This is a genomic window from Variovorax sp. J22P240 (assembly GCF_030316855.1).
Lineage (GTDB): Bacteria > Pseudomonadota > Gammaproteobacteria > Burkholderiales > Burkholderiaceae_C > Variovorax.
The window spans coordinates 22526-46694 of record NZ_JASZYR010000023.1 but is presented as its reverse complement, the minus strand read 5'-3'; the positions used below and the strand labels follow the sequence as shown (position 1 = coordinate 46694).

The window sequence follows — 24169 nt, the reverse complement described above, 5'->3', positions numbered from 1 at the left end:
GGAGGTTGGCCCATGCCCATGCAGATCAAACTCAGCTTGGCGGTTTGTGACGGAGCGGTCGAATCGGATCCGCAGACGCTGCTGACCCTAATGCTCGATTCACAACCGAGTATCGAGACGCTGGGCCTGAGCTTGTTGAACGGCAAAGTGGCCCTCGCGCAGTTGCAGGCCCAGATCGTCACTCGGCAGGTGGAGCTGATGTCGGCCAGCCAGCGCCGGTGCGAATCCTGCGGCCAGAGTCGCGCCATCAAGGACTATCACGACATTCACTACAACAGCCTGTTCGGCAGGATTGCCGTGCGGGTGCCCAGGTGGCAGCGCTGTGCGTGCTCTATCGGCGCTGAAATTGCCGGTCACCGCGCCCGGCGCTGGATTTCGGCGGAGCTGGAGTACGTGCAAAGCCGACTGGCCGCCATGATCCCCTACGCCAAGGCGGCGCAGTTGCTGGAACTACTGCTCCCGGCGGCCGGAGCCAACGCACCAAGCACGGTGCGAGAGCACACACTGGGTGTGGGTCGCCGACTGGATGCTCAGGGCCTTGAGGCGCAGCCAGAAATGGCCGACGTGCAGTGCAAATCGAACGTCACCACGATCGGCCTGGACGGCGGCTACTTGCGGCTATGCCACCCCGACGAGGAGAAATCGTTCGAGGTCGTCGCCGGCCGGGCTATGCGCGCCGGCGTCGGTCAGCGCAGCCTGGCGTTCGTTCGAACAGTTGACGAGCATTCGCACGAGCGGGTGCGAGGTGTACTGGCTTCTTTTGGCGGGCAAGATTTGCCGATGGAGGTGTTCACCGACGGCGACATCCAGCTTCGCCAGTGGCAGCTGTCGACGCTGCCCCGTGCGAGGCATATCCTGGACTGGTACCACCTGCGACAACGAGTGGGCAAGCTCAACGCCGTCGTCCATGGCCGGCCGACGGCCAGTCAGCTGAGAGCGCAGCGCGCACCTGCTGCTGCAAGTGCGGGTTCGCGTCATCGACGGCCAACTGCGCGATGACTTCACCCGCTGGTACCCAGGATTTCCTTCGAATGATTCAACGCTGTGGTTGGCGGCGTGACCCCATCAAATCGAACGCTCTCACCCCGGTCAGGAATTGCGGCTGCCACGATACGAAAGTTCTAAGAACACAAGACGGGCCCGAAGGCCCGTTTCGCGCTGGACTGCAGCACGCTATTAGCGAGGACTCGAGTCGGCGCCTTCGTGATCACCGATAAAAGCGACACCCGCAAGTCCCGCGAGGGCGGCAATGACGATCGAAAGGAATTTGCTGTACTTCATCTGGAGGGCGTTGAATTCGGGTTGCTCGACAGGTAAGTCTAGCATGCGACATAGGGTTAACCCTGACATGGACGCCTCGTCGTGCGAGCGTGCAGTTCCACGAGTGCTGCAGCCCTCTCTAGGCGGATCACCGGCTATCCGACCCTTACCAAAGAGGCGTCGAGCCAAGAACGGCGGCTTGCCGATGCCAATCGGCGAGCCCTTCGAGGCGTTCGTGTTCGCTACCTTACAGAGCCGACCTCGCCTCGCCGCGCCGCTTGTCCAGGTTTGTGACGTCTTGTTTCGCGGCATTTCGATAGCTATCATCAAGTCACAATTCCGGAAGCGGAAATCATGGGCCATGCCCGTGCAGACCTGGCAGAGCGGCAATCGGGCAAGAGTCCGTGGATGGTCGCGTGGTTGCTGCTGGCGCCATTGGCGATCTGGCTGTTGCTCGCCAAGGCAGCGACGGTGATGGCCGGGTTCGCATGGCTTGGCCTCACATTGGACGAATCGGGTCCTGTCGCGTTTCTGAGGTGGGCCTGGGCATTCACTGCCATCCGTTTCGTGATGGCCCTGCTCTTGGCTCACGCGGTGCAAAGGCTCCTATTTCCGAGGCATCGCTTGATGACGGTCCCGATTGCCGCGGCCATCATGTCCGTGCTCGCGCTTGCGGTTGCGCTGGTTAGGCCGGAGCAGATCTTTCTCCAAGTCCTGACTCACTGGACAACAACTGCTGGCGCGCAGTTCTGGATGGTGATCGCATGCGCGTGGAACGATGCGGTGTCGATCGCGATCCTGACTCTGGTACTCGGGCTTGTGCTGACCGCGGTGCCCGCACGCGCCCAGGCTTGGCTGGTGCGGGCCATGCAGGTCTTGGTTGTCCTGCTATGCGGCCTGGTCGGATTGGTCTATGCGTATGAGTTGGCCACAGGGCAGCCGAGCAACTCACGGGTGCTGATCTTCAGCGTACTCAATGCCCAGAGCATGGCTTCCCTTGTCGCACCAGAAGTCACGCCTTTCAGAGTTGCGGCGATTGCGGGAGGAATTCTTCTTGCCATTTGGTGGGCATGGCGCAAGCGAGCGCTGGCGCGCATCCCTTTGCATGCGGGAAGCGGGCGCTCTTACGCAGGCCTTGGCGCCACATTGGCTACCGCTTTGGGAGTCTTCGTCACGGCACCTGTCGTCGAACTCTCGGAACTGGAACGACATACAGAAGGCACCTTGATCGCGCTTGTCAGGACAGTCGCTGCGTCGCCATCTGATGAAATCCGGGTCAAGGTTCTGCAGGAGTACGACACAAACAAGCGAGCGCGCTGGTCCAGCGCCGAGATGAAGCTTGTGGAGACGGACCAGACCCGCCGCAAGAATGTGGTCGTTGTCATTTTGGAATCGGCTCGGGCCATCTCGACGACGCTTCACACTGCCCGGCTACCCACCACGCCGTTCCTCAATCAGCTTGCCGAAAAGAGCCTCGTCATCGAGGACATGAACATCGTCGTTCCCCGCACCGCTGCTGCCTGGGTCGCCGTGCTCGGCGGCCAATACCCATTGACCAACGAAGGCACAGCAATCTGGGCCGCCGAGAACGCCAAGACGCCGCGCCTGCGCGGACTTCCAGGAGCGCTGCGAGATGCGGGCTATGCAACGAGCTTCTTCACGCCCACCCACCTGCGTCTGTTGAACGATGCCGAGGTGCTCGACGCCCTGGGATTCGAATCGATCTTTGCCGAAGAAGAGGTGACACCGCCCAACGCGAAACGGGTCAACTCCTCCGGCCCGGCCGACGAAGTGCTGATCGAGCCTGTGCTCGCATGGACCGCGATCCAGAAGGAAGCCGGGCGCCCATTCATGACGGCGATCATGACGAACGTCGGTCACCACCCCTACGAGACTCCCGCATCCTGGACGAAGGTCAAGTTCGAGGGAGTTTCCAATCCCGCCCTCGAGGCTTACTACAACTGCCTGCTCTACATCGATCACATCATGGCGTCGCTCATGCGAGGCTATGAGCGTTTGGGCGTGCTCTACGACACGATCTTCGTGTTTGTGGGCGACCATGGTCAGATGTTCGGAGAACACGGGCTCAAGCAGATGTTCAACGCCTTGTATCAAGAAGGCCTGCATGTCCCGGCGTTCATCTATGCCCCGGGTCTCTTGCCGCAGCACCGCAAAATCGAGGGGCCACGGCAGCAGATCGACATCGTGCCGACCATCGTGGAACTGCTCGGATACCGTCTGGAAGGCGCTGTCCTTCCCGGCGTGTCCTTGCTCCAGCCAGTCGGGCCAAACCGCAAGCTCTACTTCAGCAGCAGCATCGAATGGACCTACCTTGCCCTGCGGCAAGGCCAGCGCAAATACATCTACAGTTTCAATCGATACCGCATGAAAGTTTTCGATCTCGCCAATGATCCCTCGGAATCGCATGCCCTGAAGGGTGTCAGCGCCGACGAGTTCGCCGCTGCCCAGCAGGAGATGCTCGAGTGGAAGGCGCATAGGGAAGTCAGCATGTATGGCAGACCCACCCAGACGTACCGCCGGGCGCGTTCGTGGAAGGCCCAGTGACCACCATTTTTGGTTAATGGTGTATGGAATTACTGCCTGGTCGGCGCACGCCTCGCGATGTCGAGATGATTCGATTGCGTAGGGGCGGCTGGAAAAATACACTGCGCCTACTTTGGGGTTTTCCATGTTCCTGGAACACGGGCTTTCGCGTGGGTACTGGGGGCTACCGCTTCAGGCCCTGTGGCTGCTTGCGACGATCAACGCCGGCGCGGCGCAGCCGTACGTGACGGCCAAGGAACTGCTCGACTCTGGGGCGCCGCGGCTTTCCGCGACAGAAATGAGGGAGCTGATAGCTCCTGGTTCGGTCACGGAGTACATGTCGCCGTCGAGGATTGGGTGGAAGCTGAGCTGGAACAATGGACCAGACGGAAGGCACATCATTGCCAACCATGATCTTGAGAACCGATGGACTTACATGGGGTCGGGCACTTGGCGAATCCGAAGCGATGGCGCCTATTGCCTGGTGATCAAGTGGCATTCGTTGGATGATCGCTGGTGTCGATTCGTCCACCGCTACGACAACGCCCTCTACCTGGCACGCCCCGATCTTGAGAAGGCGCCCGACGGGAGGCAAGGCCGGATCGTATCAAGCCCGGGCCAGAAACGACACTGAAGGATGCGGATTGGACCGGGCAGTGGGGTGGAATAGTGCGGTCCACCGGGCCCACATTGCCATGGGAGGCGATGATCTCCCTATCCCCGGACGGCGGGTCGTGGCAAACCTTCACACGAATTTTCGAGAAAGACAATCCATGCCTCGGGAGGAAATATCGAATTCAGATCGTCGAGCGGATGGATATTGCTGTCGCCGTCAAGGTTTTCGCATCGGAGGTCGTGCCTGGATGCGAAGACCATACGATCACCCTGATAAAAATCGACGCCAATACGCTTGAAGGGCAGCTTGGAAGTGGAGGGGCGATCCGGTTGACCAGAAAATAGCATATGGATTTTTCCGAGATAATTGGGAAAATGGGATTCCGAAACTCCGACGACTTGGCATAGGGTATCGTGGCGGCCAGCCGGCTTTGGACGTACTCCAACTCCGCCGAGATCCAGCGCCGGGCCTACCGTTCGTTTGGGGCAGTGCCGCAACGACATTCGCATCGCTGCCAACGCGGCACTTTCACGACACACTGCCAAACAGGCTGCGGTAGTGGACGTCGTGGTAGTCCTTGATCGCGCGATTCAGTCCGCAGCCATCGCATCGGCGCTGGCTCGTCGACATCAGCTCGACCTGACGCGTGACGATCTGGGCCTGCAGCTGCGTGAGCACTGCCTTGGCATCGGCCAAGCCCAGCCCCAGCGTTTCGATGCTCGGCTGCGCATCGACCTCCAGCATCAGCAGCGGCAACGCGTCCGACTCGGCTGTGCCGCGGCAAATGGCAATACTGACTTTGATCTGCACGGCCAAACTCCGAGGGCGCGCCAGGCGTCATTTTCCAGCCAGCGAACTCGACCGCAGATCGGCCAATCAAGTCGCGCCGGAGGCCGCGCATCGGCGTGAAGCCTCCGGCCTCGGGCTAACCATGCCCGTCGCGTTGTCGCGTCGCCCGGTACAGCCGCATCAGCGGCGTCGCGGACACCCCGTGTAGCAGCACCGACAACGTCACGGTCACCAACACCACCCCTATCGTCGCGTCGAGGTCAGATTCGGCCGCTCCATGGGCCGATGCATACGCCAGGTAGTAAATGGAGCCGACGCCGCGGATGCCAAACCATGCACCCAGGCGGCGCTGGGACGGCGACCATCGACTGCCCCAGGTAGTCAGGTAAACGGCCACCGGGCGGGCCACGGCGAGCAAGAGCACCGCGAGGATCAGGTTTCGAACGGTGAACATTTCCGGCCGCAGCAGACATCCGATCACGAGCATCGCGACCAGCTCGACGAACTTCTCCATCTCCTTTGCAAAGCCGAGCACTTCGCGCGTCATCGCATTCGCCGTCTCGGCCTGCGCGGTCACAACAGAATCGGCGCCGTGCCCGGAGCGCGCGCCCTTTGCGCCCTCCGCTTCAGCCACGGCCTGCCGCTCGACATTGCGCATGCTCAGCCCAGCAACGAAGACGGCGATGAAGCCGTACACCAAGCCGTGCAACGCGACGCCATAGGTTAAGGCGATCAGGCCGAGTGCTAGGAAACTCTCCATTCCCAATGCCTGGTGCTTGCGGGTTTGCAAAAACAGCGTCAGTCGCGTGAAGACCGCGCCACTGGTCCAACCGAGTGCCAAGGCTCCGATCACTGCCCAGGCCACGTCGATACCGAGCCATCTCCATCCCGAGGCGTCCAAGAAGCCCGTGTGCAGCAGGCCGAGCGCGAGCAAGACGAGGGGGAACGCGGCCCCGTCGTTGAGGCCGCCTTCCGCGGTCAGCCCGAACCTCAGTTCGTCGGCGTCGTTCTCGTGACGCACCTGGACGTCAGAAGCGAGCACCGGATCTGTAGGGGCGAGGATCGCCGCCAGCAGTAACGCGCCCGGCAAGCTCCATTGCAGTGCAACCCCCGCTGCGGTCATCAACACCACCGTGATGACCATACCGACGCTGGCCAGGAGCGCAGGAAGAACCCAGCTGGAAAGCTGCGTGCGGATCTGCAGCCGCAGACCGACGGCAAACAACGAGACCAACACCGCGGCCTCGCTGATGTGCTCGATAAGTTTGTCGTTCTGCCTCAGCTCGAGATCTAGCACTCCAAATCCGCCCGGCCCAATGGCGAACCCGATGACCAGGTAAAGTGCGGCGGCGCTGATGGGAAGCGCCTTGAGCAACGTTCCCGTGAGCGCCATCAGGATCAGGAGCGCCCCAATCAGCAAAAGCCACGTCGCCGCCGTCATGCGCGAAGTGTGAACCTTGCTCTTCACAACGAAACAGCCCGGTCGACCGCTTCTTTGTGGGACATCGCCCCGAGCGCTGCTCTGCCTCCCCGCCACGGGTAGGCCTTCCATCTTGTGGCCATGCAACCGGAAGACCGGCTCGCCTTTCTGAATCCCTTCACGAGGGTCGCCGACGGGCTCCCACGTACCGCTGTCCCATACGATGACCGTTCCGGCGCCGTACTGCTTGGGCGGAATCGTTCCTTACGGCGTTGTCCGCCCTTCTGGCGTGCAGGATTGCAACGAGGGCGCGCGTATTGGTGGTGATGACAAGACCCATAGGCTCCCTCCCTTTCCTGTTTGTGGCGACATGACCTGAGCGGATATCGGCACTTTCTGGCGAACCTTTACCCTGGATTTGCGACCCGATGGGGGTGTTGCCATCCTTTCGCCCTTGCTTGAGCGCGCTTGAGCGCTCGTCCGACAGCAGCGACGCGACGGCTGGTGCGTGCTGGCTGCATGGACGACGAAGACAACGGCATCCTCCCTCAGATCCATGAAGCTCAAATTGCCCGAGCCGGTAGCACGTTACCGCCCGCTGCCGCCGATCAGGACAAGTACGCCTCTGTCGAGATCGCGGTGCCAGGCCTTGGCGGCGTGCGGATCAGGTACGAACTGATGACGAGCCCGAGAGAGCGCTCCAGCCACTGGTTCTGGACCGCTACCTATGCCGAGCTGGCTTAGCAGAACGGGATGGGCATGACTGCTGATTGGAAAGAGATCCTCGAGTCATCTGAGGAATATTTGATCGCTCAAGAGAGTATGAGGGAACTCAGGGAACGCGCGGACCGCGGCGAACCTGTCGGTCTGGCCGAGTGGAGGGCTAAGCTCACAGCGCTCAACCTCGCATATGTGCGCAATGAGCGCTTGACGGATGGAAAGGCCGCGACGCCACCAGAGGCGTAGGCGGCGGAATCAGTTCAGCGGGTCGGGCGACGACTTGGTCGGGGGCTGGGGTACCGGGCGCGGTCTCCATGGATGGTCACCCGGCTGCGGCCTGGCAGGCCCGGCGAATGTGCTCGGTCTCATGGTCGGGCAGAGAAGGACGGCGTCACGCGCGACCAGTACGGTCCGCATCGCGTTGCCCGCGCGGTGCCTTTGCCCGCTTCGCTGGTGCCCGTCTCATCGGCTTCCTGAGCGCTATCCGCATTGATGCGATCAGGCGCGCGGTTTCGGCATCGTACTTCGCGCCGCACGGCCCCATTGCAGGCGCTTTGGTGCTCATTTCCGCTTCAGGAACTCTCGCACCTTCTCCGCGCTATTGCCCACCTGGGCCACCGCCGACTGCAACTCCTTCTCGGTGACGCCGAGCGACTCGGTCCAGCTGCGAACCTCATGCGGCTCGTTGAGCGAGATAAGTTTTCGGTCCAGGCCGGTCTTCTTCGGGTCGTCCTTCATGGCGGTCTCCAGTTCAGTTGGTTTAAGGCGCGGCTCTGCTCGCGCCAGAGACTGGATACGTTCGACCCATTGCTGCCGAGTGACCATCGCCTTTTATGCTCCTTTTTCTGACAGCAAAAGCCGATAGGAAACGTGAATGTGTGCTTATTTATGGATCTCCACGACTACCCCCCGATGCTGTTCATCGAGCGCCCTCTCGCCCTCGGCGCATGTGCACCAAACTTTCGCGAGGTGATCACAACGCATCGTTCGGGACAACCTCAGGTGTGACTCTGACGCCTCGGCCCCTCGACCAGCGGAGGGGTCGACAACATCGGTGCTGGCGAGAAACTCAGCGGAACGAAGACCGGCACTGGCGAATCCGCATCCGGCCCGGCGCCGACAGAGCACATGCCGGCAAAAAAGAACCGTCGCCAGCACTAAAAAGGACGAATCCGCCGCGTTTGGCGTCGCGGAAGACCTGACGCCTTCCCGCAATATGGAGGACGACGCCTCATGAAAGCCACCGCTAATCCCACCCCCGAGCGGCAACCAACTCCGGCGGAGAACGCGATGAAGCAGTTCGCCAAGACGGATGCCGAAAGCGGAGTAGCCCCGGACGGGGGCGAACCTGAACCCGCACCCGCGCGTCGACCGGTGCGCCCGGGCGACGCTGGCGTCGGAGCCTCGGTCAACCAGGGAAGCTCACCGTACCAAGACCGCGAGCGGCCTGAGGAGGCAGAGCGCGAGAAACGATAAGCCGAGGTGCGTCGGCCGCCTGCCGGTGGCCCCTGCCCAGGAACATCGCAGGGCCGGACACGGACTGCACCAGCGTGCTCGTCTTCTCCTACACGGGCCGCACGCGGACGGCGCAGACTGGTCTCCCAGTTCGCGAAAGGAAGCTGCCATGTCCAATGTTTCAAGCCTTGAAGAGCTCTACGCAGACGAGCTCAAGGATCTTTGGTCGGCGAACGACCAAATGGCAAAGGTGCTCAAAAAGATTGCACCGAAGGCCACTCATCAGAAGCTCAAAACGATCCTGTCAAATTCTCAGGAGGGCATAGGCAAGCACACTGAGGTGCTCAAGGGACTGATTGAAGGCCTCGACCAGAAGGTCAAGAAAGAGCACTGCAAAGGCATGCAAGGGTTGGTCGAGGAAGCGACCAAACACACGATCGACGATGCGCCCGCGAAGGGACCGGTCCTCGATGCCGCGATCATTGCGCAGTATCAGCGCATGACGCACTACGGCATCACGGGATTCGGCACAGTCGCCGCCTTTGCGGGGGCCCTGAAGCGCTCGGAAGACAAGAAGGCGCTCGACACCGCGGTCGCCGAGATCGCCCGTGGCGATGAGTTGATGAGCGAGTTGGCCGAAGCAGCAATCAACGTGCAGGCGGCCGCCAAAAAGTAGCAGTCATCAGCCTAGCAATCGAGGCCACGCAGCGGTCGTGCCAGCTGGAGCCATTTGCGCTTCGACGGCCCGCTCGGGCGTGCGCTTCAGTCCTTGAGATCTGCGAGCACTGATGCATTCGAGCCATGCCTCCCAGCTGATGTCACAAACTTGCCGTCAATCAGCTCCGGCGGGAGCGGAGCGTAAGACTATTCGGAGTTTGAACAACACACTGAAATGCTTCGGAGAAGGCGGCGACGCGGGAGAGATCACGTCGAAGTCGACTCACAGGAGATCAGCAACCTTGAGTCCTCACCCAATGTTGTCCGGTGGTCAACGCCTTTTCCGCTTTATGGTTTTATTTGGGCGGCTGGCTATTGTGTCGGATGGGCGGCGTTGCTTGGTGGCCGTACTACTTCTGCTGTTAGGGGCTCATTCGAAGGCGAGCGGCCCGGGCGTCGTGGATGTTGAGCGCGTCTTCAGTGAATCGTGGATGGGAAGTCTGGCTCAGCGAGCCCTTGCCGACCAGTTCGTCGAGCGCGAGGCGTCACTTCGTCGGCGCACTGAGGAACTGGCTGTCGTGCGGTCTAGCCTTGAGGAGGGGCAATTGTCGCCAGCCTTGGTGAACTCAGCCGTGCTCCGATTGACGGAAGCGGAGCATCGGCTGATGATCGATCGCAAGTTGCTGGATGCTGAGAGGTCCCGCCGCGGAATCGAGTGCTATGACGAACTGTTCCGTAGGGTTCGCGTTGCCGTCGAGGGGCTTGCGAAGGAAGCGCAGGCGGACTTCATTCTGGACAGCGCGCTGTATGTCCGACCCTCCGCGGATTGGACCACGGAAGTCGTCCAAGCGTTGAACGAAGAGTCGATCCCATTTCAGGTGGCCGCGTGCACTTCACGAAGTGGCCTATCGTCGACGGTGCCCGCACCTTAGCGTCTCCAAGTCACCCCAGTAGCTCATCTCCATTCATCGTTACGGCCTGACCCCGCGACGAACTCGCGCACCAGCTTTTCGATAAGTGTCGGTTCCTCGTGATGCATCCAGTGAGTGGCGTTCTCGATGTGAATCACCTCGGCGTGGTCGCAGCGAGCGGCGCCATCTTCGGCAAGGGTTCTCTCCAACGCACTGTCCTTGTCCCCCCAAATTACACGCACCGGGACCGCGATCCGTTCCCGGCAAGGCGATGCCGTCGCAGCGGCTCTGTACCAATTCAGCATCGACGTCAGCGCGCGGTCCTGTGACCACGCCTCCTTGTATCGTTGAAGATCGTCCTCATTGAAGGTCCCTGGCAGGCTGCTATGCGTCAGTGCCATGACCAGCGCGGCGAAATCGTTCGTCCGCAACGCGATCTCCGGGATCACAGGGACCTGGAAGAACGCCACATACGTGCTCCTTAGCAACTGCATGGGATGGCGCAGCGCGTGGCGCAGCACCGTGTCCGGATGCGGTGCGTTGAGAATGACGGCGCGCTCGATGCGCTCCGGGTTGCGAGCTGCCAGTTGCCAAGCTATTACGCCGCCCCAATCATGGCCAACGACGCTGAAACGCTCATGGCCGAGGGCAGAGGCGAGCGCCAGCACGTCATCGGCAAGAAAATCGAGCCCATAGTCACGGATAGCTGGCGGCTTGTCGCTCAGGCCATACCCGCGCTGGTCCGGGGCGGCGACCCGCAGACCGCCCGCGGCCAGAGGCGCCAGGAGCCGCCGCCAAGCGTACCAGAACTCCGGAAAGCCATGCAGCAGAATGACCAACCGACCTTTTTCCGGCCCCGTCAGGGCTACGTGGAGCCGTACATCATCCGCTGGGACATCGCGGAACTGAAGGGTGTCGGAATTCACATTGCCTCGAGCTTCGTTAGGCTCCTCGGCATGCCAGGCGGCCGAGGCGAACGCCGGCACTCAACTCAGACTCCATCGTCTCCATCGGACTCTTCGCTTTCTCCTAGCGACTCACCGATCGGCCCCCGATCCTCGTCGTCGACATAAGCGCGCAAGGCGAGATTGCCCGCTTCAAAGGCCTCGATCCAAGTATCGTAAGACTCGAATCCCGTTTCGAGATCCAACCACACTGCGGGGTCGCCGGTACTTTCGAGCACGATCCAAACGAAATTTTCAATACCCGGGTTGTCGACGAAAACGGCCAGGCGGCGGTAGTGTTCGGACATCATCAGTTCCTTCAAAAACTCCCGCTCCGCGCTCCTTCCCAGCAGTCTCCACGTAAACACGGCGGCGCGTGAGTAGGACAGCATTCGCCGAACGCGGTAGGCGGAAGTGGGCGACCTATTGATCGTGCGTCCGCCGTGCGTTGCGGTCTGAACTCTCGCTACGTCGCCCTTGCGCCCGCCTCGACGAAAACGCGCAATGGGCTCAGCGACATGCACGCCCGGCGCCAACTTCCAGATGAAAGTGGTCGGCATGCACGTCGTTGTAGTCAGGGCCGAGAACGGCGTCGAAGAGCTCGCACGCCCCCTTGTGCGCCTCGCTCAGGAAGGCGCCTTCCGGTGTTGGCGCGTGCGACGCGCCGGGCATCCAGTCGCGCCGGATAACGAGGACGCGACCACGGTCTGCGCGGGTGTACGCGGTGACGTCCAACGCGTCGGCCGTTGCATGCTGGCTGCGCCGGCCGGGCACACCTTCTTGCTGCTGTCGGCCCACCACCACGTTTCGGCAGGCATAGCCGCCCAGGTGATCAACGCGGACGATGCGCGTGCCCAGCAATTCGGCGGCCGCTGGCTGGATCACATGGCGCTCCCACAACGCAAAGGCGAGCGCGGCGCGGCAGCTCAGCAGCACCGGCGTGCCCAACGTCAACTCGCGCGCGCGGGCCAAGCGTACCGTGTTGCGCAATGCGCAGCCCTCAGCTGTGGTGCGGTCGGGCATCGGCTCGAACTGCATCCCTGAGGCTTCCAGCAGCGCGAGGCAACGCGCGGGATCACGCTGCGCGCGCGAGAGCTTCACGGAGGTGAGGAGGTTTGGCGCTTCGGCCGTGTCCAGTTCGGCCCACGGGTTATAGCGCTCGGGAATGGCGATCCAGCCCGCCTTTAGCGCCCAAGCACCGAAAAGTAGCGCCACCAAGAGCACGACGCTTGCGATATGGGTTGGGCTCGGCGGCGAAGACATGCCCGCCAAGCGTTGCTCCTCGTCCAATCTGCCGATGTAGGCGCGGACCAGATTTACGACGCAGTTTTGGAAGGACGAAAGCGGCGTTTGGCGCTGAAGCCTGGCCGGCACCTCGGCAGAAGGGGTCTTGCTTGCAGCACGGCGGTCCTCTTCTCGCCCTGTCAGGACAAAAGCCGGTGCATTTACTTCACGGCGGCCATCCGGCTTGGCAAGACGAGAGAATGGCCGTCCGCCCGGATGAAGGGCGCTCGGGCAAGGCTCGTGACCGGTCACGCAGCAGGCACTGGCCCTTGCCGCGGCACTTCGAAGTGCCGATGGCGCTTGATGCGGCGGGACCGCAGTCGTGCGTGGCGGTGCGACGCCGCGGTCCTCAGAACGTGCCGCACTTGAGCAGGCCGGCCTTGCCGTCGAAGCTAAGTTCGCAACGATCCTTGAAATCGAGAAATCGCAGTCTCCTGCCCTCGGCCAGGTTGAGCAAATAGTTCACTGCTTCCTTGCGGTTCGGCCACGTCGTCGCCACCAGTTTGTGCGGCAAGGACTCCTCGTCGATCGCCACGTAGCGGCCGGTCGTATGGCGGCCGAAGCCGACTGGCACTTCGATACCCGCTTCGTCGCAAAAGGCTTGAATCCTGTCCTTGTAGCTGTCGAACATGGCGACTCCCTTGAAGGATCTGTCGCTTGATTCTTGTTGTACGAATGGGTGACTGAATGTCAGCAAATGCGCATTCCGAAGGCCGTCCTCGCTCAATATGCGGGCGCCCTCCTGCCCCGCACTATGGAATCGGATCGAGCATGGCGAGGGTTACTAGGCCATGTTGGCTGGTGAAGACGAGTCCGGCGCCGGACCCTCCCTGGCGCTGACTGACGCCAACAATCGCATGGTCACCCGTATCGTATTGAGTGACCTTGCCGCTGTGCTCCACTACGAGTCGCCGCTCGTCAGGAAAGAATGCATACCGCCAGTCGTCTTGAGCGCCAACAGTCGCCGGGCTGCCAAGACCCGGCGGCCACCAAGCTGCCTTCTCCATAGGCGTCATTGGTGCCATCGGCTGCATCGGCTTCATGGGTTCCATCAGAGTCTCCCGAGCAGTTCCGTCTTCTTGGCAATGAACTCGGCCTCCGTCAGCACGCCACGTTCGCGAAGGCCCGCGAGCCGTTCGATGGTGTCCAGAGTCTGCGCAGCGCCACGATCGGTCTTGGTTTCGGCCGCTGCGCCACTCGACGGATTGGTCTGAGCTTGCGTCGGGCCCTCCGCCGACGCGGCCGAGAACGCGACAGGCTCACGGGCAGGCGGGACTGTCGCGTGCGCCTCGTCCAACCGATTCAGCGATGTCAGCGAGACCGGCCCGTGCTGACTCGCAAATGTCAACGATTCGTCACCACCCTGCTGCTGGGAGACGCCACCGATCAGGTGATCGCCGGTGTCATAAAGCTCGATCGTGCCTGCGCGTTCGATCGCCAAGCGGTGCTGGGCTGGGAAATAGGCATAGCGAATGCCGTTCTGCGCCCCGCTGCTGGACGGACCATGAAGGCCGCTTGGCCACCATTCGGCTCCGGCGCCGGCAGCTTCTCGCATCGGCCGGCGCCACTGCGGATGCTCTGCGTAAAGCCGAGCGACCTCCTCGCACAGCGCGTTCACTCGTGCCTTGAGCCCATGGTCGAACATGTCACCGATCATGAGCATGCCGCCCCGCATCCACTGCCCGCTGCCGCCTAGCGCAGGATGGCCGAACTGGGCCATGCCGCCTTGGCCGAGGGTGACGGCCTCCCACATCACCTGGGCGGGCTCGGACTCAAAACCATGGCGAGCTGCAACGTCCGTCAGAGCCTGCACCAGTGGCGCAGGCCAGCCAGCCGAGGATTCCACCTGCGCGCGCGGCACGGCCGAATCGGACTGCGATTGGAACTGCATATCCGGCAACCGGGTTCAGGCCACAGACCGTTGATTGTCCCGCCCGTAGTGTCGGTGAGCGGCCATGGAAGAAAAACAGGCGGCAACGGCTTCGTCGGCGTCCGCCGCATTTGCCAGGATCAAGCCTTCGTCAGGGCTGCCGTCCGCTAGCGTCATGGGAATCTGCGCGTCGGCCAGCAGCGCTTGCAAGGCGCCGAAAGCCAGGATCGGCTTGCAATGCCAGTACTGAAGCCTCAGGAATTGCAGCGGATGTGCGTGGCCATCCAAGGTCCCGACGCCGCTCTCACCGTCAGGCAGGATCAGCGCGTCGAACAGCATGCCCGGACTGTTTTCCGATTTCTGTGCCCGCAGATCGCTGAAACCTGCCGCGGGAGGACCTGGATTGGCTGGTCCGCTACCGGTATTCCGGGCGGCCGCACACGCGGCCAGGATTTCGCAGTCTGCGGGAGTGGCGACAGTGGGACGCTTTCTGGCCATGGAAAATGCCTCGTGGTGACGGAGTGTGCAGGGGGACGGTGGGGGCTCGATCAAAGACCGTAGGCCCCACGTCCGCAGCGGCTTGTAGGAAATGTTTGGCTTTTTTTGAGCCTCAACAACCGGGGGCCTTTAGCTGAATCCGATCCCGCCTGAGGGCCGGGGCGCATTCCGCGATGGTTCGCAACCTGCACCGACGGTTCCTTCCTACAGCGCTGGCCAGCAACGGGCGCGACGCTCCGACTCCGGATAACCAATCCGACATGCCTCATATGTGGCGCTGCGCGACGACAAGCCGGCCTCGGCCATCGGCGGGATCAAGATGAGCAACGCGGACTGGGTCATCGAGTCCAGTTCCGGACTCACCAAGCTCTCGACCTGGTGCGCTACTACGAGTCTGTGGCCGAGTGGATTCTTCCGCACCTGAAGGGCCGGCCCTGCTCCCTCGTGCGTGGCCCGTCCGGTGTCCAGGGTGAACTCTTCTTCCAGAACCACGACGAGAAGATCAGGATCCCCGGCATCAGGGAACTGGACCCGTCGCTGTGGCCGGGACATGGGTGCGTTGCTTGAGGTGGGAACCACACAGGCGTTGGCCAGTGCGGCACAAATGAACGTCATCGAATTCCACACGTGGAACTCGACCGCCCGGAACATCGACCAGCCTGATCCGGATGATCTGCGACCTGGACCCCGGCGAAGGCACCTCGTGGCAACTCGTGCAGGAGGCCGCAGTGCTGGTCCGCACGCTTCTCTCCGAACTCGGCCTTGAAGCCTGGCTCAAGACCAGCGGCGGCAAGGGCTTGCACGTCGTTGTGCCGCTGGCACCTCGCTACGACTACGAAGCGGTGAAGGGGTTCTCACAGGCGATCGTGCAACATCTGGCCCGGGTGATACCGACGCGCTTCGTGGCGAAGAGCGGGCCTTCGAACCGCGTAGGCAAGCTGTTCGTCGACTTTCTGCGCAATGGGCACGGTGCCACGACGGCATCGGCCTGCTCGGCTCGCGCCCGGCCCGGGCTTGGCGTGTCGATGCTGGTCGCATGGGAAGACCTGTCGACGCTCAAGAACGGTTCGCAATGGAGCGTTGCGACAGCGCGCGAACATCTGACCTTGCAGAGCGTGGATCCCTGGGCCGGGTTCTGGAAGAGAAAGCAGCCGCTCGCCGCGGCGATGAAGATCCTGGGCTATGTGCCGGCCGGCAAGGCGCGTGCTACAGGCCGAGCGGCAGCCTGACTGTGAATTCGCTGCCCCGGTCCTTTCCATCTGAGCGGACCTGCACGAACCCTTGATGGGCGTCGACCAGATCCTTTACCAGCGAAAGCCCAACGCCGAAGCCTCCTTCAGACTGGGTCGGATTCTCCTGCGTGAACAGCTCGAAGATTTCGGGCAAGAGGGAAGGTGCGATGCCAACGCCCGTGTCCTCTACCTTGATCACCGCTTCTTTCGTCTCCACGCTGCAATGAAGCCAGATCAGACCGCCTTTCGGCGTGTACTTGACCGCGTTGTGAAGAAGATTGAACATGATCTGGTGCACGCGTTCCTTGTCCGCCAGGATAAGGATCGGCTCCCTAGGAAGATTCACCGCGAGCGTCTGTCCCTTGCGCAGCGCATCGGGCTGCACCACGGCGGTGATCGCGGCCAAGTCGTCCACGAGGTTGAACGTCTGCTTCCTCAACTGAAGCTTCCCGACGCCGGAGCGGACGACCTCCGCGAGGTCGTTCATCATCCGGACCATCAGGTTGACCTGCCGCTGCACGATGGCAAGCGGCGCTGCGGCTTCCTCGTGCGCGCTCTTGCGCTGAATCAGGCGACTCGCATCGCTGATCGGAGCGAGGGCATTTCTAAGTTCGTGGGTGAGACGGCTGAAGAAGGCATCCCGCTTGTGGAGCGAATCGTCCGCGTGCTTCAGCCGATTCCCGAGTGTTTCCAATTGGGCCCGCAGGTTGGTCCGATCGCACATCACCTTCGCGAAGCCGACGTGACGACCGTGCTCACGCAGCGCGACCAGACTTCCGCAGACCCAGATGCGCGTGCCGTCTTTGCGGACGTGCCAACGATCGTCCTCGGAACGATCGGCCGCCAGGGCCACAGAACGCTCGAGTTCCGGCAGGCCGAGCGCGCGATCTTCGTCGGTGAAGAGAAAGTCGATAGTGCGACCCAGAACCTCGGCCTCCGAGTAGCCGAAGACCCCCTCGGCAGCGGCGCGCCAGCCAATGATGGCTCCTTGCCGATCCTGGAGCACAAAAGCGATGTCTGGCGACTGCTGCCCCATGAGTTCGAACGCCCGTTGCGGCGTCAAATCGCCTGGCGCGCGAGCGACCTCATCTTCCTGCGGCGACACCGGTGGCCGCTGGCCGTCTTCCTGGTTGCTCATCGGTTCATTGTCGCGATGGCCTGCCGAGTTTCCAAGCCCGTAGAGCGAAGCCGCGGAAGTGCGCTGATTCCTCGAGTAGCCCGGGCTGCCCCATGCCATGTTGACGGACTCCACGAGCCAGAGGATGCAAACGTTGTCCTCTTCCTTCGACCGCCCGTTTGTGGCAAGTTTGTGGTTCCTGCGGCCGGACGGCGCCGCTTCGACACGAGGAAATCATGGCTGCACGTTCCATCGCATCGCTGTCGCTCAGCTTCGGGCTCGTCTCGATTCCGGTGAAGCTCTATTCGGCCACCGAGTCATCCGAAACCATCCGCTTCAACCTTCTCACGAAGGATGGCAGCCGGGTGAAGCAGCAGTACGTGTCCGAAAAGGACATGAAGACCGTGGTGCCGCGAAGCGAAATGATCAAGGGGTATGAGTTCGAGAAAGATCAGTATGTGCTGTTCGAGCCCGAGGAGCTCAAGGCCCTGGAGGAAGACGCCAGCCACGTGATCGACATCGTGGCGTTCATCCCCGAGAAGGAGGTCGACCCTCTGTATTACGACAAGGCCTACTTCCTCGCGCCGGACAAGCGAGGTGGCAAGCCTTACAGCCTGTTGCGCGCCGCGATGCGGGAGAGCGGGCGATGCGCGCTGGCCAAATGGGCCTGGAAGGGCAAGCAATACGTCGTCCAGGTGCGCGCCGCCGAGGACGGGCTCGTACTGCAGCAGCTGCTCTACGCGAACGAGGTCCGTTCACTGGAGGATCTCGACATCGAGCTCACCGAACCGACGCCGGCGGAACTGAAACTGGCGCTGCAGCTCATCGACCAGATCTCCCAAGACAGCTATGACCCGACCATGTTCGAGGACGAGGAAAAAAAGCGCATCCTCGCCGCTATCGACGCCAAGATCGCCGGCCAGGAAGTCGTGGCATCGCCGCACGCGGGCGGCGAGGAGACCAGCGGGCAGGTCATCGACCTCACCGCCGCTCTGATGGCCAGCCTGAAACGAAGCCCGGCTTCGGCGACGAAGTCGCCGCCCCCTGCCGGCAAGACCGCGACAGGAAACAACGTGAGCGCGATGGGAAAGGAGCGCAAAGGCGTGCGCCGTGCGCCCAAGACCGAGGTGGCTGAGCCGGTGGCAGCCCCGGCGCACAGCCGCGCAAGGAAATGATCGTCGGGGGTGGGTCTGGAATCGCACACGATCCGACGCGTTCAGGAGATGCTCGGCCTCTCCCGCAACGCCATCGTTCGTCTGGTCGAGATGGGTTTCGTGAAGCCCCGGAGAGGTTCGCGTCGCGCGTATCTGTTTTCGTTCCAGGATGTCCTGCTGCTTCGGACCGCCCATGAACTGAGAACAGCGCACATCCCGACCGCAAAGATTCTTCGCTCCCTGCGCCGACTGAAAGATGAATTGCCGCCCGAGGCGCCGCTGACGAGCTTGCGGATCATGGCAGTCGGCAAGGACATTGCGGTGCGGGACCGCGATGCTCAATGGGAAGCCGAGTCGGGTCAGCTGCTGATGAATTTCGAAGGTGGATTGCAGTCAACGCCCGAAGCAGTCGCGGGGGAGCCCCGGCTCCTTGCGCGCGGTCGGAGCGCCGGTCGCCAGCGAGCGTCGGCCGAGGAACTGTTTGCTCGCGGAGAAGCCTTGGAGGATGTCGATCCAGGTGCGGCCCGGCGCGCGTACGCACAGGCCATCGCCGCAGCACCCGACTTCACGAACGCGTATCTCAATCTCGGTGCGTTGCTTTGTGAAAAGGGTGAATGCAAAGAGGCCGTACGCGTTCTCGCCCAAGGCATTCAGCATCGTCCCGAAGAGCCTTTGCTGCACTTCAACCGCGCCGTCGCTCTGGAGGATCTCCACCGCTTCCCTGAGGCGCTGGTAAGCTATGACCGTGCGCTTCAACTCGATCCGGAATTGGCGGATGCCCATTTCAATGCTGGCCGGCTGTACGACGAACTGGGCCACCGCCAGCGTGCGATTCGACACTACAGCGCCTACCGGCGCCTCTCCCGCTAGCCAGCCGCCGGAACTCCTTACTTCGCCCGAGTCATTTGGCTGGGCCTGTCGACTTCTGGGAAGAGTCGGCGCTCGGCCTGGTCAAAGGCGCTTCCGATGTTTTCTCCCGAGCCAGGAAGTTGTAACTCAACGCTCCGACCAAGACGACGACCACTGCGATGACGACCCACCGGAGCACCCGTGTGTTGTCGCGTTCGTCGCTCTTGACTTAACCCTCGCTTTTCATTGCCGCGTCCTCAAAAAAGTCAAAGTGCGCGCGTGCGAAGGAACGCGTTGTCGGAGAACGCCGCATGGGAATGAGCGACAACGCAAGCCCCTTCGCAATCGACGCCGGAGCCGCAATCGTGAGCTCCCCCGCGCCTGCGCGCAAAAGCTGCCACGGCAGAGCGCAAGGCGGCCCCGGGAATTTCTTCGCTCCCCGCGATGATCATCACGGGACCCCGAACCTCGTTGTCCGCGTCTTCGGCCAGCTCCGGCAATGGCCATCGGGCCAGGACTGAGGCGGTCAGGCTCGGGACGAGAAGCTGCACCTCCCATCGGCATTCACGGCTTCACCGCAGAGGGCACGTCCGCCGCGGTAGTCACCGGTGTGGCTGCTTCCCTGGGCGGCACAAGGAAGTTCACCAGGTCCAACTGCAGCGCATCGGCGTCATCACGGCTGCACACGGCATGGTAGGAGGTGATGGCGCAGTTGAGAACGTCACCCTGCCGGTTGATCTCGAGGATTTCGTCGAGATGCTCACGGAGGTAGCGCATGCAATTCACGATCACTTGATGCGGCGTGCCCGGCCTGCCCGTTAACTCCGGCGTCCGCCAGTCCAATGCCGCCGTCTGTTCGCGTCTGCTGCCCGCGTTAGTGGGCCACGCGTGATCGGCGTCGTTTAGGCTGGAGGCGATGTCGACGGAATCGAAGGACTGCGAGCGATCAACGTGGCCGGTGGGATCGGGGTGCTCGAGGCTACGGACGAAGCCGTCGAAGCGGCACCGATGGCGAAACAGCGGAACGGCACGCCGGGAGTGCCGCAGACGCACTATTGCCTTCCACTCGACGACATCGCCGAACTACTGCGCAAACTGATCGACGGCGAACACTTCCCGTCCGCGCAGGCCTTGCCATGACCGCCGCTGCCATGGCCTAACGCTCCGGCCTTCGCTTTTCGGCTACGACATGAAGGATCCCGGTGATCGGGTGCATGTCGAAAGGGCCTCACGCAGAAGTACGGGCGCCCCGCGTTCGACCAAGGGGCCAGCCGGCATGGATAACTCCGGATGCGCAGCTGTCGTTGGGAAATTCCGGTGAGGTGCTGCTGCCCGGCTCTTGGAAGGCGCGGCAAAGTGCGCGGCCGCAGCTGCAGTAGATCTCTGAGGCTTCGCCTTCACGGTTTTCTTGCATCCTGTGGGCCATGAGGGCGTCTCAGCTGATAGGACAAGATCGTGTTCGTCACCGACATAGTCTTTCCATGGCCGCGCGGCGCGCGCGGGGGCTCGCGTCGGAGAACGCCTTCCCTGCGTTCGTCTAGGCCCTCAGCCTGGACTACCCTGTGCCGCCCGAGCCGAGGCCTGGCGCGTTGCGACCCTCCTCGAGTAGCACGCACCGCCAGATGGACGCACCAATGAGAAGTAGTGTGTCGTAGTCCGCGTTCGCTAGCGTCGGGCGCAGCCTGACAAGCATCTCAGCCAGGTATGTAATCGCATCGCTCATCGGGAGCGCGCAACCTTCACTTGCCAGTCGGCCCATGAGCTCAACTAATTCGTGTCGAGCCATCTCAGTACGAAGTTGGCGCGGCACAGCCGGGCAGTGATCCACTGACCACTGGATTGGTCCGCGCTAGCTGTTGCCGTGGCACAGGCCGCGCCGACCCACACGACGATGATGACAGCGGCCTAGAGGAAGGCAGAGCGAGCGAGTTCATTGATACTCCCGCAAAGGACAAAAACCGCCCTTGCCTCCACCCAACGCCCGAGACAGAGCCGAGGCTCACGTCGGCTTTGTGAAGTTGATTGCCAAACGTCTCAACCGGTGCAGCGTGCGGCTTTTCGACCGGAACGGGCGAATCGCCGCCCAGGATTTTGTCGCTGAACGATTTCTTCAAAAAGGGCTCTTGTGAGGCCTGGGACGCTCCTGGACTGTCGAAGTCGAGCTACGCGTCGTGTTTGGCGTCCTGGTGGGCGAGACGTTGCTAGACCGTATCGTGGAGGCCGATGTTGCCCTGACTGACCTTCTCGGCTGGCGCAACGACAACGGATACACACCAGAGCACGCGCAGGGGCCTCGCGGTGAAGGGCCAGTTCCCACGTACACCCCCCGGCCCCGGTGAAAAGTGCCGAGATCGGGAAAGCACATGGACAGCTCGCCGAACGAGTCCTCCAACGGGCGGCTAAAGTTCCTGAACGGCACCGAGGATCACTACGATGCAGGATGCGGGCGAAGTTGAAGGCTTGGCGCACGATCAAAACCATCACCGCCCGCACGGTTCGCGCGGCACTTGACCCCCGGGCGCGTTCGTCCCAAAAGAGGAGTAAGTCGCCCAACTCCAGTTTGGAGATGTCCAAATACGGGGCAAACCTCAGGAAGTGGTCAATCGGCGGGGCGACGCGGCGCTCTCAAAAGGGGCAACCATGAAGATTGCTAGCCTAGATCACATTGTTCTCTGTGTTGCTATCGCCTGCTGTCACCGTCCCAGGCTACTTGTGGTGCTGGCGCGCCAACGCTGCCGCTGTCTTGTTGTGTTACGAATCTCGCTACCCGAACGCAGCTTCGTGAGGTCGCGTTCGTCTCAGGTGCTGCAGCAATTCCTTCTTCAAGGCCCCGCGGGCTTGAATGAACAGGCTGCGGTAGATGGTCTCGTGTGACACGTGGCAGGTCTCGTCGCAAGGGTAGGTGTGTTTGAGCCACCCCGCAATCTGCTCCGGAGACCATTGCAGGCGAAGTTTGCCCGTGACGATGCGCGCCAAGACCCGTTCTCGGCCAGCTTGCAGCGCTTGGGCCGACGAGCCCGGTCCCAGGCTGCCTGGTCGGCCTGGGTCGCCCGATAGCATTCTGGACCACCATTGCGCTTGATCTCGCGGCTGATGGTGGAGGGAGCTCGCCCGAGGATCACCGCGATCGCGCGAATCGAGAAGCCAGCCACCATGGCACGCGAGATCTCTTCGCGCTCGGCCAGCGTCAGTGCCTTCGGTGAACGGCTTCGCTCCGGCGGCTAAATGCCGCCAGTGCGCGACAGAATTCCCTGTACCGACGTGTGCGGTCGATTGAACGAGCGATCTGATGGAGGGTCCATCCCTGCCTCCATGTCCGACATCAATGCCTTCTGGCTGTCTGTGTAGTAGGGTCGCGTCCGGTAAGCCATCTGCAACACCCTTCTGCCTACGGCAGTTTCAGTGTTGAATCCGCGAGCGGTAGCTGTCGTCCGATGGCCACTTCTGGATCTCGGCACACAGGCCAGGAGCCGTCACTCGTTGATCGCGTTCAACTCGCCCAAATAGGTTCCATTGCTTGGCCGCGGTCCTTTGTGGCGAGTGGGTCTGCTCCGCGGGGACGGCATTCTGTTTCATCATCGCTAGGGATGGTCTGCAGAACACGCGCAGCGCGGACGGTTGAATGAATAGGGCGATGTCGATGCATCCGAACATCTCAATCGAGCTGTTGTGGCGTCGATTTGCTGTGCGGCGCAGCCTTCACAGAGGTCTTGTGGGCCCAATTCCGACCCTGCAGACGCACTCATCGCTGGATCCCGATCAAACGCCGCCGCACCATCTACAGGTTCGACAGCGCGAACAGCGTGACGACTTGCGCCGTGTTCTTCGCCAGCCCGCGATAGCGCACCTTGGTGAAGCCGAACTGCTGCTTGATCACACGGAACGGGTGCTCGACCTTGGCTCGGATGCTGGCCTTCATCTTCTCTATACGCTCGGCCACGAACTCCGGCCCGATGAAGGGGTTGAGCATCCTGCGCTTGCCCGGACGCATCGCCACATGCCAGGTCGGCCCTTGGGCTTCGCCACGCTTGTGCACGCCTTGGTAGCCGGCGTCACCGTAGGCCGCCTGCTCTTCACCATGCAGCAGTGCGCCAGCGACGTTGATGTCGCTCACATTGGCGGCGGTCCCCACCACCGTGTGCACGAGGCCAGAGGAGGCATCCACGCCGATGTGCGCTTTCATCCCGAAGTACCACTGGTTGCCTTTCTTCACCTGATGCATCTCCGGGTCGCGCTCGCCTTCGGCGTTCTTGGTCGAACTCGGCGCCGAGATCAGCGTAGCGTCCACCACGGTGCCCGTGCGCAACAACATGCCCTTGGCTTGCAGGATGTCGTTGACCACGCGAAGCATGTCGGCGGCCAGGTCGTGGGCCTCCAGCAAATGGCGAAACCGCAGGATGGTGGTCTCGTCAGGCAAGCGGCTCACGCCATCACCGAGGCCAGCGAACTCCCGGTACAGCGGCACGTCGTGGAGCGCCTCTTCCATCGCCGGATCGCTCAACCCGAACCATTGCTGAAGGTAGTGAATGCGCAGCATCGTCTCGATCGCAAACGGTGGTCGCCTGGTCTTCGCCCGCGGCGCATGCGGCTCGACGATCTGCACCAGTGCGCCCCAAGGCACCACCCGATCCATCTCGTCGAGAAACTCGCGTTTGCGCGTCTTCTTGGTGGACAGGTTCAGCCCCAAGCCGAGTTGATTCGGCGGCGTCACGCGTTTGGAAATCATGGGCTCAGATCATGCAAGGCCTGGGCCTGTTTTGCAGACCATCCCTAGATAAGAGCGACCAAGCGCACGATCAACATGAGCATCCGCGACTTTTTGCCAAAGCATCGTGGCATTCTGCGCGGC

Annotated in this window: 24 protein-coding genes and 2 pseudogenes; 11 read left to right on the top strand and 15 right to left on the bottom strand. The window is 62.2% G+C overall.

From position 1 onward, the window contains the following. Positions 1–12 precede the first annotated feature (12 nt). The 4 genes from QTI24_RS29540 to QTI24_RS29525 all read left to right on the top strand — a co-directional run bounded on the left by QTI24_RS29540 (position 13) and on the right by QTI24_RS29525 (position 4764). Positions 13–999: a hypothetical protein gene (locus tag QTI24_RS29540; RefSeq protein WP_286605339.1), complete on the top strand. Its 987-nt coding sequence runs from the start codon at positions 13–15 to the stop codon at positions 997–999. A gap of 615 nt (positions 1000–1614) precedes the next feature. Beyond that, a complete protein-coding gene (locus tag QTI24_RS29535) occupies positions 1615–3825 on the top strand; it encodes a sulfatase-like hydrolase/transferase (RefSeq protein ID WP_286605338.1) in 2211 nt (736 codons plus the stop codon). A gap of 124 nt (positions 3826–3949) precedes the next feature. Beyond that, positions 3950–4438: a hypothetical protein gene (locus QTI24_RS29530; RefSeq protein ID WP_286605337.1), complete on the top strand. Its 489-nt coding sequence runs from the start codon at positions 3950–3952 to the stop codon at positions 4436–4438. Positions 4439–4509: 71 nt separating this feature from the next. After that, positions 4510–4764, top strand: a complete 255-nt coding sequence (locus tag QTI24_RS29525) for a hypothetical protein (RefSeq protein WP_286605336.1) — start codon at positions 4510–4512, stop codon at positions 4762–4764. Positions 4765–4948: 184 nt separating this feature from the next. Here QTI24_RS29525 and QTI24_RS29520 read toward each other — a convergent pair whose 3' ends face one another. From QTI24_RS29520 to QTI24_RS31560, 3 genes and pseudogenes are all read right to left on the bottom strand, one after another. Then, entirely contained in the window at positions 4949–5230 is a 282-nt protein-coding gene (locus QTI24_RS29520) for a hypothetical protein (protein WP_286605335.1), read from the bottom strand. Between the two features lie 115 nt (positions 5231–5345). Then, entirely contained in the window at positions 5346–6650 is a 1305-nt protein-coding gene (locus QTI24_RS29515; protein ID WP_286605334.1) for a cation:proton antiporter domain-containing protein, read from the bottom strand. Positions 6651–6764: 114 nt separating this feature from the next. Next, positions 6765–6887, bottom strand: a pseudogene (locus QTI24_RS31560) (DNA polymerase ligase N-terminal domain-containing protein); the annotation flags it as partial. Positions 6888–7148: 261 nt separating this feature from the next. On the opposite strand from QTI24_RS31560, the gene QTI24_RS29510 reads away from it, so the two are divergent. Next, complete coding sequence (locus tag QTI24_RS29510) at positions 7149–7373, top strand: hypothetical protein (protein WP_286605333.1); 225 nt, start codon at positions 7149–7151, stop codon at positions 7371–7373. 537 nt (positions 7374–7910) lie between these two features. Here the strand turns inward: QTI24_RS29510 and QTI24_RS29505 are convergent. Continuing rightward, positions 7911–8087 carry a DUF3606 domain-containing protein gene (locus QTI24_RS29505; RefSeq protein WP_286605331.1) on the bottom strand — a complete coding sequence of 59 codons (177 nt, stop codon included), beginning with the start codon at positions 8085–8087 and terminating at the stop codon, positions 7911–7913. Between the two features lie 886 nt (positions 8088–8973). Here QTI24_RS29505 and QTI24_RS29500 point away from each other — a divergent pair. Then, positions 8974–9480: a YciE/YciF ferroxidase family protein gene (locus QTI24_RS29500; RefSeq protein WP_286605329.1), complete on the top strand. Its 507-nt coding sequence runs from the start codon at positions 8974–8976 to the stop codon at positions 9478–9480. A 199-nt stretch (positions 9481–9679) separates the two neighbouring features. Beyond that, on the top strand, positions 9680–10393 hold the full coding sequence (locus tag QTI24_RS29495; protein WP_286605327.1) for an OmpH/Skp family outer membrane protein: 714 nt from the start codon (positions 9680–9682) through the stop codon (positions 10391–10393). A gap of 23 nt (positions 10394–10416) precedes the next feature. On the opposite strand, the gene QTI24_RS29490 is transcribed toward QTI24_RS29495, so the two are convergent. From QTI24_RS29490 to QTI24_RS29460, 7 genes are all read right to left on the bottom strand, one after another. Next, positions 10417–11358 carry an alpha/beta fold hydrolase gene (locus QTI24_RS29490; RefSeq protein WP_286605326.1) on the bottom strand — a complete coding sequence of 314 codons (942 nt, stop codon included), beginning with the start codon at positions 11356–11358 and terminating at the stop codon, positions 10417–10419. 5 nt (positions 11359–11363) lie between these two features. Beyond that, positions 11364–11708 carry a hypothetical protein gene (locus QTI24_RS29485; protein WP_286605324.1) on the bottom strand — a complete coding sequence of 115 codons (345 nt, stop codon included), beginning with the start codon at positions 11706–11708 and terminating at the stop codon, positions 11364–11366. Positions 11709–11826: 118 nt separating this feature from the next. Beyond that, positions 11827–12579, bottom strand: coding sequence for an extensin-like domain-containing protein (locus tag QTI24_RS29480; protein WP_286605367.1), 753 nt, complete (start codon positions 12577–12579; stop codon positions 11827–11829). 370 nt (positions 12580–12949) lie between these two features. After that, positions 12950–13327 (bottom strand): hypothetical protein, encoded by a 378-nt coding sequence (locus tag QTI24_RS29475; RefSeq protein WP_286605323.1) that lies wholly within the window; start codon positions 13325–13327, stop codon positions 12950–12952. A gap of 25 nt (positions 13328–13352) precedes the next feature. Then, entirely contained in the window at positions 13353–13652 is a 300-nt protein-coding gene (locus QTI24_RS29470) for a hypothetical protein (protein WP_286605321.1), read from the bottom strand. Continuing rightward, positions 13652–14491, bottom strand: a complete 840-nt coding sequence (locus QTI24_RS29465; RefSeq protein WP_286605319.1) for an SHOCT domain-containing protein — start codon at positions 14489–14491, stop codon at positions 13652–13654. Before QTI24_RS29465 ends, QTI24_RS29470 begins: the two co-directional genes overlap by 1 nt. Before the next feature lie 15 nt (positions 14492–14506). Further along, the gene (locus QTI24_RS29460; protein ID WP_286605318.1) at positions 14507–14809 is read right to left on the bottom strand and encodes a type 1 glutamine amidotransferase family protein; all 303 of its coding nucleotides are present in this window, start codon (positions 14807–14809) and stop codon (positions 14507–14509) included. Positions 14810–15346: 537 nt separating this feature from the next. On the opposite strand from QTI24_RS29460, the gene ligD (QTI24_RS31555) reads away from it, so the two are divergent. Both ligD (QTI24_RS31555) and ligD (QTI24_RS31550) read left to right on the top strand, forming a co-directional pair. After that, on the top strand, positions 15347–15535 hold the full coding sequence (gene ligD, locus QTI24_RS31555) for a non-homologous end-joining DNA ligase LigD (RefSeq protein ID WP_353506124.1): 189 nt from the start codon (positions 15347–15349) through the stop codon (positions 15533–15535). A gap of 101 nt (positions 15536–15636) precedes the next feature. Further along, positions 15637–16197, top strand: a complete 561-nt coding sequence (gene ligD / locus QTI24_RS31550; RefSeq protein ID WP_353506123.1) for a non-homologous end-joining DNA ligase LigD — start codon at positions 15637–15639, stop codon at positions 16195–16197. Here ligD (QTI24_RS31550) and QTI24_RS29450 read toward each other — a convergent pair. Further along, positions 16175–17338, bottom strand: a complete 1164-nt coding sequence (locus tag QTI24_RS29450) for a PAS domain-containing sensor histidine kinase (RefSeq protein WP_286605317.1) — start codon at positions 17336–17338, stop codon at positions 16175–16177. The two genes, ligD (QTI24_RS31550) and QTI24_RS29450, sit on opposite strands and share 23 nt — an antisense overlap. A 215-nt stretch (positions 17339–17553) precedes the next feature. On the opposite strand from QTI24_RS29450, the gene ku reads away from it, so the two are divergent. Both ku and QTI24_RS29440 read left to right on the top strand, forming a co-directional pair. Then, positions 17554–18492, top strand: coding sequence for a non-homologous end joining protein Ku (ku, locus tag QTI24_RS29445; protein WP_286605315.1), 939 nt, complete (start codon positions 17554–17556; stop codon positions 18490–18492). A gap of 9 nt (positions 18493–18501) precedes the next feature. Then, entirely contained in the window at positions 18502–19341 is an 840-nt protein-coding gene (locus tag QTI24_RS29440) for a tetratricopeptide repeat protein (RefSeq protein ID WP_353506122.1), read from the top strand. Between the two features lie 543 nt (positions 19342–19884). On the opposite strand, the gene QTI24_RS29435 is transcribed toward QTI24_RS29440, so the two are convergent. The 3 genes and pseudogenes from QTI24_RS29435 to QTI24_RS29425 all read right to left on the bottom strand — a co-directional run bounded on the left by QTI24_RS29435 (position 19885) and on the right by QTI24_RS29425 (position 24046). Continuing rightward, positions 19885–20373: a hypothetical protein gene (locus QTI24_RS29435; RefSeq protein ID WP_286605313.1), complete on the bottom strand. Its 489-nt coding sequence runs from the start codon at positions 20371–20373 to the stop codon at positions 19885–19887. Positions 20374–22107: 1734 nt separating this feature from the next. Continuing rightward, positions 22108–22691: pseudogene (locus QTI24_RS29430) on the bottom strand (transposase); the annotation flags it as partial. A gap of 407 nt (positions 22692–23098) precedes the next feature. Next, positions 23099–24046 (bottom strand): IS5 family transposase, encoded by a 948-nt coding sequence (locus tag QTI24_RS29425; protein ID WP_286605312.1) that lies wholly within the window; start codon positions 24044–24046, stop codon positions 23099–23101. Between the last annotated feature and the right edge of the window lie 123 nt (positions 24047–24169).

Bases quoted from the DNA above. Each gene is read 5' to 3' on its own strand.
- QTI24_RS29540 (WP_286605339.1), top strand. From the start codon at position 13: ATGCCCATGCAGATCAAACTCAGCTTGGCGGTTTGTGACGGAGCGGTC.
- QTI24_RS29535 (WP_286605338.1), top strand. From the start codon at position 1,615: ATGGGCCATGCCCGTGCAGACCTGGCAGAGCGGCAATCGGGCAAGAGT.
- QTI24_RS29530 (WP_286605337.1), top strand. From the start codon at position 3,950: ATGTTCCTGGAACACGGGCTTTCGCGTGGGTACTGGGGGCTACCGCTT.
- QTI24_RS29525 (WP_286605336.1), top strand. From the start codon at position 4,510: ATGATCTCCCTATCCCCGGACGGCGGGTCGTGGCAAACCTTCACACGA.
- QTI24_RS29515 (WP_286605334.1), bottom strand. From the start codon at position 6,650: ATGACGGCGGCGACGTGGCTTTTGCTGATTGGGGCGCTCCTGATCCTG.
- QTI24_RS29510 (WP_286605333.1), top strand. From the start codon at position 7,149: ATGGACGACGAAGACAACGGCATCCTCCCTCAGATCCATGAAGCTCAA.
- QTI24_RS29505 (WP_286605331.1), bottom strand. From the start codon at position 8,087: ATGAAGGACGACCCGAAGAAGACCGGCCTGGACCGAAAACTTATCTCG.
- QTI24_RS29500 (WP_286605329.1), top strand. From the start codon at position 8,974: ATGTCCAATGTTTCAAGCCTTGAAGAGCTCTACGCAGACGAGCTCAAG.
- QTI24_RS29485 (WP_286605324.1), bottom strand. From the start codon at position 11,708: ATGCTGTCCTACTCACGCGCCGCCGTGTTTACGTGGAGACTGCTGGGA.
- QTI24_RS29480 (WP_286605367.1), bottom strand. From the start codon at position 12,579: ATGTCTTCGCCGCCGAGCCCAACCCATATCGCAAGCGTCGTGCTCTTG.
- QTI24_RS29470 (WP_286605321.1), bottom strand. From the start codon at position 13,652: ATGGAACCCATGAAGCCGATGCAGCCGATGGCACCAATGACGCCTATG.
- QTI24_RS29465 (WP_286605319.1), bottom strand. From the start codon at position 14,491: ATGCAGTTCCAATCGCAGTCCGATTCGGCCGTGCCGCGCGCGCAGGTG.
- QTI24_RS29460 (WP_286605318.1), bottom strand. From the start codon at position 14,809: ATGCTGTTCGACGCGCTGATCCTGCCTGACGGTGAGAGCGGCGTCGGG.
- ligD (WP_353506123.1), top strand. From the start codon at position 15,637: ATGATCTGCGACCTGGACCCCGGCGAAGGCACCTCGTGGCAACTCGTG.
- QTI24_RS29450 (WP_286605317.1), bottom strand. From the start codon at position 17,338: ATGAGCAACCAGGAAGACGGCCAGCGGCCACCGGTGTCGCCGCAGGAA.
- ku (WP_286605315.1), top strand. From the start codon at position 17,554: ATGGCTGCACGTTCCATCGCATCGCTGTCGCTCAGCTTCGGGCTCGTC.
- QTI24_RS29425 (WP_286605312.1), bottom strand. From the start codon at position 24,046: ATGATTTCCAAACGCGTGACGCCGCCGAATCAACTCGGCTTGGGGCTG.